This window comes from Pseudomonas fjordensis (assembly GCF_976987115.1).
The window spans coordinates 2,553,198-2,566,531 of sequence record NZ_OZ336860.1; the positions used below are offsets into that span (position 1 = coordinate 2,553,198).

Annotated in this window: 11 protein-coding genes; 5 read left to right on the forward strand and 6 right to left on the reverse strand. The window is 61.2% G+C overall.

What is annotated here, in order from left to right; translation table 11 throughout:
• The first annotated feature begins 182 nt into the window (after window positions 1-182).
• Window positions 183-1,022 carry a DNA/RNA non-specific endonuclease gene (locus ACWHXD_RS11720; RefSeq protein ID WP_032892335.1) on the forward strand — a complete coding sequence of 280 codons (840 nt, stop codon included), beginning with the start codon at window positions 183-185 and terminating at the stop codon, window positions 1,020-1,022.
• Between the two features lie 3 nt (window positions 1,023-1,025).
• Here the strand turns inward: ACWHXD_RS11720 and ACWHXD_RS11725 are convergent, their stop codons facing one another.
• A complete protein-coding gene (locus ACWHXD_RS11725; RefSeq protein ID WP_032892334.1) occupies window positions 1,026-1,244 on the reverse strand; it encodes a hypothetical protein in 219 nt (72 codons plus the stop codon).
• 235 nt (window positions 1,245-1,479) lie between these two features.
• On the opposite strand from ACWHXD_RS11725, the gene ACWHXD_RS11730 reads away from it, so the two are divergent.
• Together ACWHXD_RS11730 and ACWHXD_RS11735 are read left to right on the forward strand one after the other, a co-directional pair.
• Window positions 1,480-1,923, forward strand: coding sequence for a DUF421 domain-containing protein (locus ACWHXD_RS11730; RefSeq protein WP_138763204.1), 444 nt, complete (start codon window positions 1,480-1,482; stop codon window positions 1,921-1,923).
• 136 nt (window positions 1,924-2,059) lie between these two features.
• Entirely contained in the window at window positions 2,060-2,209 is a 150-nt protein-coding gene (locus tag ACWHXD_RS11735) for a hypothetical protein (protein ID WP_003190489.1), read from the forward strand.
• Between the two features lie 275 nt (window positions 2,210-2,484).
• Here ACWHXD_RS11735 and ACWHXD_RS11740 read toward each other — a convergent pair whose 3' ends face one another.
• The 5 genes from ACWHXD_RS11740 to ACWHXD_RS11760 form a co-directional block, all read right to left on the reverse strand.
• On the reverse strand, window positions 2,485-4,356 hold the full coding sequence (locus tag ACWHXD_RS11740; protein ID WP_138763203.1) for a D-arabinono-1,4-lactone oxidase: 1,872 nt from the start codon (window positions 4,354-4,356) through the stop codon (window positions 2,485-2,487).
• Window positions 4,357-4,913: 557 nt separating this feature from the next.
• On the reverse strand, window positions 4,914-6,254 hold the full coding sequence (locus ACWHXD_RS11745) for a c-type cytochrome (protein ID WP_138763202.1): 1,341 nt from the start codon (window positions 6,252-6,254) through the stop codon (window positions 4,914-4,916).
• 16 nt (window positions 6,255-6,270) lie between these two features.
• Window positions 6,271-8,508, reverse strand: coding sequence for a xanthine dehydrogenase family protein molybdopterin-binding subunit (locus ACWHXD_RS11750; RefSeq protein ID WP_138763201.1), 2,238 nt, complete (start codon window positions 8,506-8,508; stop codon window positions 6,271-6,273).
• Entirely contained in the window at window positions 8,508-8,966 is a 459-nt protein-coding gene (locus ACWHXD_RS11755; protein WP_138763200.1) for a (2Fe-2S)-binding protein, read from the reverse strand. The genes ACWHXD_RS11750 and ACWHXD_RS11755 overlap by 1 nt, the downstream gene beginning before the upstream one ends.
• A gap of 843 nt (window positions 8,967-9,809) precedes the next feature.
• A complete protein-coding gene (locus ACWHXD_RS11760; RefSeq protein ID WP_138763199.1) occupies window positions 9,810-10,739 on the reverse strand; it encodes a LysR family transcriptional regulator in 930 nt (309 codons plus the stop codon).
• Window positions 10,740-10,847: 108 nt separating this feature from the next.
• Between ACWHXD_RS11760 and ACWHXD_RS11765 the strand changes: the two genes are divergently transcribed.
• Window positions 10,848-12,347 carry a CoA-acylating methylmalonate-semialdehyde dehydrogenase gene (locus ACWHXD_RS11765; protein ID WP_138763198.1) on the forward strand — a complete coding sequence of 500 codons (1,500 nt, stop codon included), beginning with the start codon at window positions 10,848-10,850 and terminating at the stop codon, window positions 12,345-12,347.
• A gap of 175 nt (window positions 12,348-12,522) precedes the next feature.
• Window positions 12,523-13,299: an ABC transporter substrate-binding protein gene (locus ACWHXD_RS11770; protein ID WP_014718054.1), complete on the forward strand. Its 777-nt coding sequence runs from the start codon at window positions 12,523-12,525 to the stop codon at window positions 13,297-13,299.
• Window positions 13,300-13,334 lie beyond the last annotated feature (35 nt).

Here is a 13,334-nt window from a genome sequence, read left to right on the forward strand (position 1 = left end):
CGGCGTTATGGATAGCACAGTTATGGCTGCGATGGCGCGCGCGGGAGTTACGTTCGTCGGCCTGGTTGCTGTCGTTGTTTAGAAATGTTTATGTGATTCAATGGTCATCTCGGCTTGCGCAGGAAGCGCATCGGCCGAGGCCATTTTGATCTTTCAAGAGATTCATCCCAAGGAGTAACACCATGCAAGGAAGCACATCGTTCAAGTACCTGGCGTTTTCGTTGATCCCGTTGATGGCCGCCTGTACCACACCCACAAGCCAGTCCGTCGTCGTCCCGGCGCCACCCTTGTCGTTCGATAACTGCGCGGTTGGTTGCCCCACAGGCGGCAGCCCAGTGACGTTGAACCGCCTGGCCTACACCTTGAACAACAACGGCTCGACCAAGTTTGCCAATTGGGTCTCCTACAAAATCACCAAAGCCACGGCGGCCAGCGGGCGTTCCCGTGACTGGCGCACCGACCCGGATATTCCAGCCGGGGAAACCCTGGACCCGGTGGATTACAACGGCGCCAACGTCGCGCTCAAAATCGACCGTGGGCATCAGGCCAACCTTGCGTCAATGGCCGGGGTGGCCGACTGGCAAACGCTCAACTACCTGTCGAACATCACCCCGCAAAAGGCCGAACTCAACCAGGGGCCGTGGGCACGCCTGGAAGACCAGGAGCGCAACCTCAGCAAGGAGCCAGGCGTCGATCAGGTGTATGTGGCTACCGGCCCGTTGTATGAGCATTTTGTCGGCTCGTTGCCGGGCACGAACAAAGTGCACACCATCCCCAGCGGCTACTGGAAAATCATCGTGGTCGGCAGTTCGCCGGAAACGGGCCTGTACGCCTCGTTTGTGATGAACCAGGAAACCCCCAAAGGCGCAGACTTCTGCGATTACCAGGTCACCGTGGATCACATCGAAGAGCGCTCGGGGCTGACGTTCTGGAGCACCTTGCCGCAAGCGATGCAAGCCGCGCTGAAGGCCAGGCAGGGCCAGTTGCCGAGTCGGATCGGCTGTAACCGCACCCAAGCCTGACGCCTAGTCGGCACACACCAATGAGGGCCTGCGGCTGCTGTTCTTGCCCAGGCGCTCATGTGTGGCGGCGTCTGTGGCCTGTTCACGCAGTGCTTCTTCCAGTGCTTGCAAATGCTTGGACAGGATCTTCACCGACCCGCTCGGGTTGGCGGGGTCAAAGGGGATCCGGCCATTGGCAATCAGCACCATGGCCAATTCCCAGGCGCGTTGTGAGTCGTTCATGACAGGGGTTTCCTTCTTCAGCGTGATCGATATAGAGGTGTGACCCGCTTCAAACACCTCTATATCAACTGTGTTGCTGTCGAAATTTCGATCACTTCAACGCTTCAGTTGCGCCGAAACCATCATCTTTTTAGATGGTGGCCGGGGCGCGTCGAAAGAATGAACCTGAGCGGTGGGGTGGTCACCTAATCCGTATGAATCGGTCGTTTCCCATTCACTGTTGCGAGGGTCAACCATGGACTCTGTACTGCGGGCTGTGGCGATTTACCTGGTGCTGCTGGTGCTGTTCAAGGTCGCCGGCCGGCGCACGCTGGCCGAGCTCACCACCTTTGACCTGGTGCTGTTGATGGTCATCGGCGAAGCCACCCAACAGGCGTTGCTGGGCGAGGATTTCTCGATGACCAACGCCGTGCTGGTCATCGTCACCCTGATTGCCATCGACATTGGTTTCTCGCTGGCCAAGCAGCGTTCCGCCTGGTTCGCACGGGTGCTTGATGGCGGGCCGACCGTGCTGGTCGAGCAAGGCCAGGTGCTGCATAAACGCCTCAAGCATGCGCGCCTGGACGAGGGCGACATTCTCGAGGCGGCCCGGTCCACCCAAGGGCTTGTCGAGCTCAAGCAGATCCGCTTCGCGATTCTTGAGCGCAACGGCAAGATTTCGGTGATCCCGTTTGAATAACTCCTGGCCCTCCATTCGTCAGTCAAGGGCCTGTTTTTTGAACGCACGGGCCTCTGTTCCAGACAGATAGATCATGGGCGGACGAATCGTGCTTTCGTCACGCGTGTATCACTCACTCGCCAACAGGTGAACGATCATGAAGAAGCTTTATATGTGCCTGGGCCTGTGCAGCGCGTTCATGCTGCACGGCTGTTTTGACAACGCAGACAACGCCACCAAAGACAACAACAGTGGCACCCAGTCGTCAGTGCAGATGCAGGAGGGCAAGGCGGACGAGAGCAAATAGAGCGGCCTGCCAGCCGCCGCCTATATCATTGATGCTCATTGCTGAATGTGGGAGCTGGCTTGCCTGCGATAGCGGTGGTTCAGTTAACGATGCAGTGACTGACACACCGCCTTCGCGGGCAAGCCCGCTCCCACAGGGGCCCTGTGCCAGGCGTTGATCCTGTGGGCACCACATAACCAATGTGGGGGCTTGCCTGCGATGCAAACACCTCGGTACATCAGACAAACCGAGTCGATGCGTTCACAGGCAAGCGCGGGGCATCTTATAGATCCCTGCTACGGAGCGTCTCCCAGCAGCGTCGCGACAAAGTGGTTGTGGAACACTCCCTCTGGGTCGCAGGCCTTGCGAAAGGCGTTGAAGGCCGCAGTTCTCTCGCTGCGGCGCTGTGCGAGGTCCTTCAGGAAGTCCGGGTTGAACGGCTCAGAGTAAGTTCCCGAGGGTTGAGCCGGGTTGTAAAAACCGAACATTTTGCCGGTGTGCGGCATGCCACCCAGGGCAACCCAGTCTCGTTCGATATCCGCAAAAAAGTGCAGGAGGCGATCCGGGTAGTCAGACGCCGCCACAGCGGGTACGTAACCGATAAGATCCAGGTTCACGAAGGTAGCGTCTGGGGTCTGCGTGTACGTCCCGGCCAATGCTGTGTCCCCGCCACGCACGAAGCGAAACTCCAGCGGGGCAACCACCAGGAAGTCGCTGGTACTCTTGATCCGTGCCTTTACGGCGTCGAGCCCTTGCCAGGCTTTACTGAGGCCTTCGTCATCCAGAGCCGGCAGCTCGATAAAGTACGACATGAAAATAACGCGTGAGGCCTTGGTCAGCCACAAGTCTGAATAAACCGCCGCGGCTTGATCAAAGAGCGTTTCGATCGTCAGGAACCCTGCGTCAATGATCGCACTCGTCGTTGTTGTGTTATTGCCATACTGGGCGGCGATGAGGGGCGGCTCGATGATGGGCTCAAACGGTATCAGGTAGGGCGCCCCGAATACATTCTCTCCCGCCAGGGCACAGGCATTCGGTACGCTTGTCTTCAGGTTGGGAACCTGGGTGGCAGGGGAAGCAACCACGTCCCACCACAAGATCAGGAAATTGTCGGTGTAGGGATTGAGGAAGGATTCGACGCGGTCATGGTCCGTAAGCAGCGCCTTGAACCGGGCGATGAAGGTTGACTCGTCAGCGCAGACAACGTTGGTGTCTTTACCTGGGTTCAAGGTGGTGGCCCATGGGCGGGGCAATACATCCAGGGTCACTGACGTGACGATGCCCAACGCACCGAGGGAGACGCGTGCAAATTGCAAAGGCGACCATCCGTCGACTGCAGGCGTCTGTGCGTCAATGGTCCGCACCTGGCCGTCCGGCCCCATGAGGGTGAACGCCGAAGCGGTTTCGGCAAAAATCGGTGCGCGGATGGTTGCGCCATGGACATCGACAGCGGTCATGCCCCCCAGGCTGAAGAAGCCACCGGCGGTCGCGGTCTTGAGCATCAGGTCATGGGCGGTCAGGAAGGCGTCCAACTCATCCTCGCGCACGCCAGTGTTCACGGTGATCGTATTCGGGGTGCTGCCCAGCACAATAGACTCATCCCCGTTCGGGCCCAAGTCTGCGTAACAGGCGAGGTCGATGAGCCAGCGGTGGGGGTTTGGGGCGATGCGATTGTCTTCGGCAACCAAGGCCGGTTGCGCGTGCCGTTGGCCCGACACACGTACGGTGGCACCCGCCGCGCCGGCCTGGCGAACGATGTCTTGAAGCTCTGCGAGATGGGTTGGGGAGAAGTAGTATTGACCGTCGATTTCCAGGGTGTCGACGATGTTCTGAGCCCAGTTTTTCCATGGGAGTGGCTGGACCTTGAAATTCAAGGTTGTTCCCGTGACTTCATAGGCGGCCAGCCTGCCATTATTCGCTGACTTGACTAAAGGACCTCCCAGTTGTTTACAGCCTGCAATAGCGGATACGCAGAGCGTAACGCCAATTGCATCCGCGGGAATACCGAGCAATGCAAGTGAAGGGCTGACCTTGTACAAACCATTTTCGAAGTTGCCGCTGTTCCAATCGGAGGTATGCCATTGGCCGGCCGAATCAAGCCATTGGATCGAAAAGTTCATGACAAAAATGCCGTTGTTAAGGCAACCAATGCGTTCGACTTGTTTCATGTTGGTTTCCTGTTACGTGGTTTTTAACGTCAGGTGAGTTGAGTGTTAAAAAAGAACGTCGGCGCCAACTTCTAACGGCAAGTCACGAAAAGTGGGGCCTCAGATCCCTGGGTAAAACAGATGCGCACCCCTGCGCCCTGTCTGTTGGCGGCAGGGTGTTTTGACTGCTTATCTGGATTGCACGGCTTAGAGGCGATGGTGAACACAGAAATCAAACAGGTCGCCTCGCGCCCCGTTTACTGATAACTGTCAAGTGAGTGGGCGTTTAATCGCGCACTGACCTACTTCACTGCATAGATGGAGTGTTCTGCTTTCTGCTTATAACGTCCAACACAAGGTTGGTACATATCCGGGCGGGATAGCCTCCGTGGCTGCGGGTGGGTTCCTTCCTGAATACTGAGCAGAGGTTAGTCGCGCTGCAGATGGCCTGCCAGCGCGACAGAAAACTATTTAGCTATATGCAGCATTTCTGAAATAACGGACATTGCGGTGCGTGCCCTTGTAGGCAGTGCACCCCCTGGGCCTATCCATGGCCGGCGGCGTTGCACTGTCTGTTCTCAGCGCATATGCAAAATAATCGGGCTGCTGCTCGCCGGGTCCGTATGCCCGCGCAACTTGCTTACGGCCTTCGCATCGACCGCGCCGCCGTGGTTACCCCAGGTACCGCGCACGTAGCTCAGCACGTCGGCGATTTCCTGGTCGGACAATTGCTCGCGAAACGCTGGCATGCGGTAGGCGTCCGGCAGGCCGGCGGTGATCACGCGTTGCGAGCCGTTAAGGGTGATGTTGATTGCGGACGCATTTTCCTTGGCCAAGGCCGAGGTGGCGCCGGCCAGGGGCGGCATCCAGTCGGGTTGGCCTTTGCCGTCGAGGCCGTGGCAGGAGGCACAGCGGGTGGCGTACGTGTGGGCGCCGGGGGCCTCCGAGCGCGCCGTGACTGCTTGATACTGCCAGGGGCTGCCGTCACGCTGCGGGTCGCCGGGCAGTGACTTGAGATAGCGAGCGATCGCGGCCAGGTCATCGTCCTGCATGAACTGCGTGGAGTTGTTGAAGGCTTCGGTCATCGAGCCATAGACCACGGCATGCTGGTTGCGACCGGTCTTGAGGAACTGCACGATCTGTTCCTCACTCCAGCGGCCCAGGCCGGTGTTGTGGTCCTGACGCAGGCTGGGGGCGTACCAGCCGTCGAGCAGGGCACCGGCCAGGAATGGCGCGCCGGATTCGTCCAGGGCTTTCTCGTTGAACGCTAGCCCGCGTGGCGTGTGGCAACTGCCGCAGTGGCCGGGGCCTTGCACGATATACGCGCCACGGTTCCACAGCGCATCCTGGCCTGGCTTGGCAGCATAGGTCGCGGTCGGTGCGAACACGCCGTTCCACAGGGCGATGGGCCAACGCAGGTTGAGCGGCCAGGGAATGCTGCTGGGCAGGTTGGGCTCATTGGCCGGTTGCACGCCTTTCATGAAAAACGCGTACAGCGCCTGGATGTCGTCATCGCTGAGTTTGACGTAAGACGGGTAGGGCATGGCCGGGTAGAGCCGTCGCCCGCCCGGCGCCACGCCGTGGCGTACCGCGCGGTCGAAGTCGGCCAGGCTATAGGTGCCGATGCCATGCTCGCGGTCGGGGGTGATGTTGGTGGCGTGGATCGCTCCCAGTGGCGTGGCCATTTCCAGGCCGCCGGCGAAGGGCGTCTTGCCTGGCAGGCTGTGGCAGGCCACGCAGTCACTCACGCGGGCGACGTATTCGCCGCGGCTGACCAAGGCGGGGTCGAAACTGGTGGCCTGTTGCTGTTCAAAAGGCGAGGCGGGCCCGCGGGTGACATACCAGGCCAGCAGGCCGGCGGCGACCACGCAGGGCAGCACCAGCCACCCTGCGGTTCTTGCGAATCGGCGGTTATTCATGGGCATTCCCTGTCGGTTAGCTGAAGGTGTAACGGCTCAAAGGCAGACTGCGGATGCGTTGGCCGGTCAATTGCGCCACCGCATTCGCCACGGCAGGGGCCACGGCCGGCAACGGCGGTTCGCCGATACCGCCCATCTTTTCGCCGCTCTCTACGATCTTCACGTGGACCTGCGCCATACGCGAAGGCGGCAGCACCGGATAAAGGTCGTAGTTGCGCGCCCGTGGCTTGCCATCCACGTACACCGCTTCCTCCAACAGGGTTTGCGACAGGCCCAAGGCCACGGCACCGTTGACCTGTGCCTCTACAATCGCCGGGTTGACGATGCTGCCCGGGTCAATCGCTTGCCAGATGTGATGAACCTTGACCTGGCCGTTCTCGATCGACACCTCGGCCACCACCGCTGCATGGGAGCCAAATGGCGAAGCCATGGCTACGCCGCGTGCACGGCGGGTGCCGTCTTCGGCGGTGTAAGGCCCACGCTTCCAGCCGCCAGACAGCTCGGCGGCCGCCTGCAGCAGGGTGGTCAGGCGCGGGTTGTCGCGCAGCAGGTGCAGGCGCAGTTCATAGGGGTCATGGCCGCCTTTGTCGGCCAGTTCGTCCAGGAACGCTTCGTAGAAAAAGTCATTGAGCGAGTTGCCCACCGAACGCCAGTAACCGAGCATGGCCGGGCCTTTGACGTAGATCTGCGCGATGCGTTTGTTGGGTATCGCGTAGCTCTTGCCCGACAAGCCTTCCAAGGCGGTAGGGTCGATGGCGTCGCCCTGTTTGCCGGCGATGGCTTCGGTGGGGCCTTCGGTGGCGCTTACCGCTTCGATGGCCACAGGCAGGCCTTTGTCATCCAGCGCGGCGCGGAACTTGACCACGGCGACCGGGCGCAATACATCGCGCACGAACTCTTCTTCACGGCTCCAGATCAGTTTGATCGGCCTGCCCACTGCCTTGGCCAGCGCAATGGCCTGCGGGTACGGATTGGCGGAGTCATACAGGAAATGCCGGCCAAAGAAGCCGCCCAGCAGTGGTGAGTGCAGGGTGATTTGCTCAGTGCTCAGGCCGGTGCGTTTGGCGATGTCGGCACGGAACATATCCGGCGCCTGGTTAGGCAGCCACACCTCCAGCGTGCCGTCCGGGTTAAAGCGTGCCAGGGCTGAAGGCGGCTCCAGCTGGGCATGGTTGAGGTACTGGTTGTGGTAGGTGGCTTCGACACGGGTCTTGGCGCTGGCCAGTGCGCCGGGCACATCGCCTTCGTTTTCGTCATCGCGGGCTGGGCCTTGCTGGGCGGCCAGGAAGTCGCGGTACTTGTCGCTGGAAAAATCCGCCGGCATCGCCCGCACAGTGGAGTCGGCGGCGGCTTCAAGCCATTCCACCTGGATGGCTTCGACGGCCCGCTTGGCATGCCACCACCGTTCGGCTACCACCGCCACGGCGCCGGGCAGGGTGTGAACCGAGTGCACGCCTTGCATGGCTTGCACCTGCGCCTGGTTGCGCAGGCTGCCCACGGTCATGCCCAAACGCGGCGCATGCTGGACGGCGGCGTGGAGCATGCCGTCGATTTTCAGGTCGATGGTGTACTGCGCCTTGCCGGTGGATTTGTCATAGGCATCCAGGCGCTTGACCGGCTTGCCGATCCAGCGGAACTGGCTCGGGTCGCGCAGGGTAATGCTGGCCGGGTCGGGTACCGGCATATCCAGGGCGCGTCCGGCCAATTCGCCGTAGCCCAGGGACCGGCCGGAAGCAGCGTGCACCACGCGACCGGGTTGGGTGGTCAGCTCGCTGAGCGGTACGCGCAGTTGCTCGGCGGCAGCTTGCATCAGCATCGCACGGGCGAGGGCGCCGAGGCGGCGCATGGTCGGGTAGCTCATGCGCACCGACATACTGCCGCCGGTGATGCGCATGCCATTTTCCATCACCACGTAGGCTTCGCCGGGCGGGGCCGCTTCGACGATGAACGTGGCCGGGTCGGCATCCAATTCTTCACCGACGATCTGCGCCATGGCGGTGTGGGTGCCTTGGCCGCCTTCCATAAAGGGGCTGAGCAAACGCACGCTGCCGTCGGGGCGAATCTCCAGGAAGGCGGGCACTTGAGTGCCGCGTTCAGCCGCGGCAGCGGTCGCCGCTTGCACACGGGAGGTGCCCAGCGGCAAGCCGAAGCCGATCACCAGCGCGCCCACGGCGGTGCTGGCCAGGAAGCGGCGACGGGACAGGTTGATCGGTTCGCCCAGGGTAACGCCCGGAATGATCTCGTTAGTATTCATCAGGCGGTTTCCTTCCCGGCGGCCAAGGCATCCATGGCGGTATGGATGGCGTTGTAAGTGCCGCAACGGCAGAGGTTGACCATCGCCGCGTCGATCTGCGCCTTGGTCGGCGCGGGGGTGTGCTTGAGCAGCGCGGTGGCGGCCATCACCTGCCCGGACTGGCAGTAACCGCATTGCGCCACTTGATGTTCGACCCAGGCCGCCACCACACGCTCGCCCACGTCATCGGCCTCCACGGCTTCGATGGTGGTGATTTCACGACCGACCACGCCCGCCACGGGCGTCACGCAGGCGCGCACCACATTGCCGTCCACCAGCACCGAACAGGCGCCGCACTGGGCCAGGCCGCAGCCGTATTTGGTGCCGGTCATGCCCAGGTTATCGCGGATCACCCACAACAACGGGGTGTCGGCTTCGGCATCGACCTGATAGGCCTTTTGGTTGATACGTAATTCCATGCGGGCTCACCTGCTGATCATCGGTTGGTGGTGCTTTTTCTTATCAGGGACGTGCGCGGTGGCATGCCCTGGTGTCGCTCATGGGCGACGGGTTATGGCGGCGGGGTTGAGAACCGGTTTCACTTGGCCACGCGCGCATGGTTGGACTCTAGACCACGGCGCAAGGGGTATCTATCCCGGTGGGCGATAAGTCGGAGGATCAGGCAAGTATTCGCGAGGATTGAGCGATAGAAGCGGTGGCTGATCCGAGATTTTGGCTGATGTGCCGTGATCTTCTGTGGGAGCTGGCTTGCCTGCGATGACGGCCCGCCAGCCGACACCTATCTACCTGACACCCCAAGATTCAAAATGTGGGAGCTGGCTTGCTCGCGAAGGCGGCCTGACAGGCGACACAGTTGGATTGTGTACATATCCGTTATTTAGGTAACGGCCACCTAGGGTTCCGCCCTGACGGCGGCTCACTTTTGAGAAGCGCAAAAGTAAGCAAAACGCTCTTGCCCCACCACTCGGCACCTCGCTCACGCTCGGTGTGCCCTCACTCCGGCTTGAATCCGTGGGCCGCCGTCATGGGCCATCCTTGGCCCAGGACGGCTAACCCGGCGTCCTGCCGGGTTACCCACGAATTCAAGCCTGCGTTCGGCCAGCGTGGTTTAACGGGGCGCCTGAGATCAAGATCACAAGCAGATCAAGATCAAGAGCGGCTCGCTTCGCATCGTGGGTACCCATGCTTTCGCATGGTCTATTCACACAATCCCATCAATCAGAATATGCGGCTGCCCGCGGCTGCAGCGCTCGATGCGCACCTTGCAACTGTCGGCGACGGTGGACTTTTAACCCTTAAGCCTAGCGGAACCCGCCCGAGAGTTTGTCCTTCAGGTAGTTGACCAACGCACTCACCGACTTGGGCACATGGGGCGAGTAGGGCCGTATCAGATAGATCTCATCGGCAAACGCGCCTTTGAGTGTCCAGTCCTTCAAGACCTGCACCACTTTGCCCGCGTTCAGCGCCGCCTGGGCGCTGAAGTCCGGGAGCAGGGCGATGCCCAGGTGGTTGAGTGCGGCGTCGCGCAAGGCTTCGCTGTTGTTGGTAGCAAAGCTGCCGGCGATGGGCACGGTGAGGCGCTCGAGGGGTTGGCTGCCGCGCTCGAAGGTCCAGGCGGGCTGGTCGGTGCCACGTGGGTAAAACAGGCAGTTGTGGGCCGACAGATCGCCCGGCTCGCGGGGTTCGCCGTGGCGTTGCAGGTAATCATGGGTGGCGACCAGCACTGAGGTGGTGTCGCACAGCTTCCACGCCACGTGGGTTTCGGGCACCTGGAAGCCGTGGCGCACCGCCAGGTCGTAACCTTCGGCGGCCAGTGAGCTCAAGGCATCGGAGACGTCCAGTTGGATACGCACCTGGGGGTACTGCTGCAAAAAGCCAGACAGGTGCGGCACCAGTTGTTGCCGGGCGAACGCCACGGGGGCGGTCAGGCGCACCAGCCCGCGTATTTCCCCGACCGAGTCGCGTACCGAGGAAAAACTGCGGGCGATCTGCGCGTAGGCGCTGCGTACTTCCCGGGTCAATGACAGCCCCGCATCGGTCAGCCGCACGCTGCGGGTGGTGCGCGTCACCAGGCGCGTGCCGGTGGCCTTTTCCAGGTCGGAAATGCGCTGGCTCACCGCCGATTTACTCACCCCCAGGCGCGCGGCGGCGGCGGTGTAGGTGCCTTGTTCCTCCAGCACCGACAGCCAGTGAATGTGGGTCCACAGCCCTTCGATCTCAGCCTTTTCCATGGGTGCATTGTTCGCCTATAAGGACAATAAGTTCTGGATTCTGCTCTGGTTCGGAACAAAGCGAAAGCCTATCGTGTGGCCCAACGCTACCCACCTGGATCGACTGCCATGACTGCAACCATCGAGCACTACATCAACGACCAGCGCGTCAGCCGCGATGACCGTTATCAGGACGTCTACAACCCGGCCACCGGTGAAGTCACCGCGCGCGTGGCCCTGGCCAGCCGCCAGACCGTGGCCGAAGCCGTCGCCGCTGCCCAGGCCGCGTTTGCCGGCTGGGCCGACACCCCGCCGATCCGTCGCGCCCGCGTGTTGTTCCAATACCTGCACCTGTTGCGCGAACGCAAGGACGACCTGGCGCGCATCATCGTCGCCGAGCACGGCAAGGTGTTCACCGATGCCCAGGGCGAAGTCGACCGTGGCATCGACATTCTCGAATTCGCCTGTGGCATTCCCAACCTGCTCAAGGGCGAACACTCCGACCAGGTCTCCCGTGGCATGGACAACTGGACGATGCGCCAGCCGCTGGGCGTGGTCGCCGGCGTGACCCCGTTCAACTTCCCGGTGATGGTCCCGATGTGGATGTACCCCATTGCCATTGCGGCGGGTAACACCTTTATTCTCAAGCCCAGCCCCACTGACCCGAGCGCTTCGCTGTTCATGGCCGAGTTGCTGCGTGAAGCTGGCCTGCCCAAGGGCGTGTTCAACGTGGTGCAGGGTGATAAAGAGTCGGTGGACGCGCTGATCGAACACCCGGACGTCAAGGCCGTGAGTTTCGTCGGCTCCACACCGATTGCCCAATACATCTACGAGAGCGGTGCCCGCAACGGCAAGCGCGTGCAGGGCCTGGGCGGCGCGAAAAACCATATGGTGGTGATGCCCGACGCCGATATCGAACGCACCGTTGACGCGCTGATGGGCGCTGCCTACGGCAGTGCCGGCGAGCGCTGCATGGCGATCTCGGTGGCGGTGCTGGTGGGTGATGTGGGTGACAAAGTCATCGCTGCCTTGACCGAGCGCGCCAAGACGTTGCGCATCACCGATGGCAGCGATTTGAAAGCCGAGATGGGCCCGATCGTGTCGCGGGCTGCGCTGGAACGCATCAGTGGCTACATTGAGCAGGGCGTACAAGCCGGCGCGCAGTTGTTGCTTGATGGCCGTGACTACGTGCCCACCGAGCCCGGCCTGCAAAATGGCTTCTGGCTCGGCGCGACCTTGTTCGACCACGTGACCCAGGACATGAGCATCTACCGCGAAGAAATCTTCGGCCCGGTGCTGGCCTGTGTACGGGTGAACGATTTTGCCGAGGCGGTGAAGCTGGTCAACGACCACGAGTTCGGCAACGGCGTCAGTTGCTTCACCCGCGATGGCAACATTGCCCGTGAGTTTGCGCGGCGCATCGAAGTGGGCATGGTCGGTATCAACGTGCCGATTCCGGTGCCCATGGCCTGGCACGGTTTTGGTGGCTGGAAGAAGAGCCTGTTCGGCGACATGCATGCCTATGGCACCGAGGGCGTGCGCTTCTACACCAAGCAGAAGTCGATCATGCAGCGCTGGTCGGAGAGTATCGAGCAGGGCGCGGAGTTTGCGATGCCGGTGTCCAAGTAAGGTTTAAGCTGTGCTGCAGGATCTGATGTGGGAAGGGCTCAAGCCCTCCCACATTTTTTTTGCCTGTTGACGGCCAAACACATAAAAGTCCAGTATGGAATTATAAGTACAAAAAAGCCGCTGCACGTTTTTCTTCACTCTTGCCAAACCAACAACAACTTGCGAGAACCCCTCCATGAAGAAACGCCACCTCCTTCCCGCCCTGGCCCTGAGCCTGTTCGCCTCCAGCCACTTGCTGGCCGCCGAGAAAACCCTGCGTATTGGTATCGAGGCGGCTTACCCACCGTTCGCCTCCAAGACCGGCGACGGCAAGATCGTCGGTTTCGACTACGACATCGGCAACGCCCTGTGCGCGCAAATGAAGGTCAAGTGCGTGTGGATCGAAGGTGAGTTCGACGGGCTGATTCCGTCCCTCAAGGTCAAGAAGATCGACATGGCGTTGTCGTCCATGACCATCAACGAAGACCGCAAGAAGTCGGTGGATTTCACCCACAAGTACTACTTCACCTCGTCGCGCCTGGTGATGAAGGACGGCGCCGTAGTGGATGACCAGTACGCCAGCCTCAAGGGCAAGAACGTCGGGGTGCAGCGCGCCACCACCACCGACCGCTATGCCACCGAGGTGTTCGAGCCCAAGGGCATCAACGTCAAGCGCTACAGCAATAACGAAGAAATCTACATGGACCTGGCAGCGGGGCGTCTGGATGCGATCTTTGCCGACACCATCCCCCTGAGCGACTTCCTGTCGATGCCGCGCGGGCAGGGTTATGCCTTTGTCGGCCCGGAGCTCAAGGACCCGAAATACGTGGGCGAGGGCGCCGGTATTGCGGTGCGCAAGGGCAATGGCGAATTGGTCAGCGAACTGAACGCGGCCATCGACGGCATTCGCGCCAGCGGCGAATACCAGAAGATTTCACAGCAGTACTTCAAGGCCGATATCTACGGCGACTGATCCCATCGGATGGAACTCTTGTAGGAGCGAGCTTG

Bases quoted from the DNA above. Each gene is read 5' to 3' on its own strand.
- ACWHXD_RS11720 (WP_032892335.1), top strand. From the start codon at position 183: ATGCAAGGAAGCACATCGTTCAAGTACCTGGCGTTTTCGTTGATCCCG.
- ACWHXD_RS11725 (WP_032892334.1), bottom strand. From the start codon at position 1,244: ATGAACGACTCACAACGCGCCTGGGAATTGGCCATGGTGCTGATTGCC.
- ACWHXD_RS11730 (WP_138763204.1), top strand. From the start codon at position 1,480: ATGGACTCTGTACTGCGGGCTGTGGCGATTTACCTGGTGCTGCTGGTG.
- ACWHXD_RS11735 (WP_003190489.1), top strand. From the start codon at position 2,060: ATGAAGAAGCTTTATATGTGCCTGGGCCTGTGCAGCGCGTTCATGCTG.
- ACWHXD_RS11740 (WP_138763203.1), bottom strand. From the start codon at position 4,356: ATGAAACAAGTCGAACGCATTGGTTGCCTTAACAACGGCATTTTTGTC.
- ACWHXD_RS11745 (WP_138763202.1), bottom strand. From the start codon at position 6,254: ATGAATAACCGCCGATTCGCAAGAACCGCAGGGTGGCTGGTGCTGCCC.
- ACWHXD_RS11750 (WP_138763201.1), bottom strand. From the start codon at position 8,508: ATGAATACTAACGAGATCATTCCGGGCGTTACCCTGGGCGAACCGATC.
- ACWHXD_RS11755 (WP_138763200.1), bottom strand. From the start codon at position 8,966: ATGGAATTACGTATCAACCAAAAGGCCTATCAGGTCGATGCCGAAGCC.
- ACWHXD_RS11760 (WP_138763199.1), bottom strand. From the start codon at position 10,739: ATGGAAAAGGCTGAGATCGAAGGGCTGTGGACCCACATTCACTGGCTG.
- ACWHXD_RS11765 (WP_138763198.1), top strand. From the start codon at position 10,848: ATGACTGCAACCATCGAGCACTACATCAACGACCAGCGCGTCAGCCGC.
- ACWHXD_RS11770 (WP_014718054.1), top strand. From the start codon at position 12,523: ATGAAGAAACGCCACCTCCTTCCCGCCCTGGCCCTGAGCCTGTTCGCC.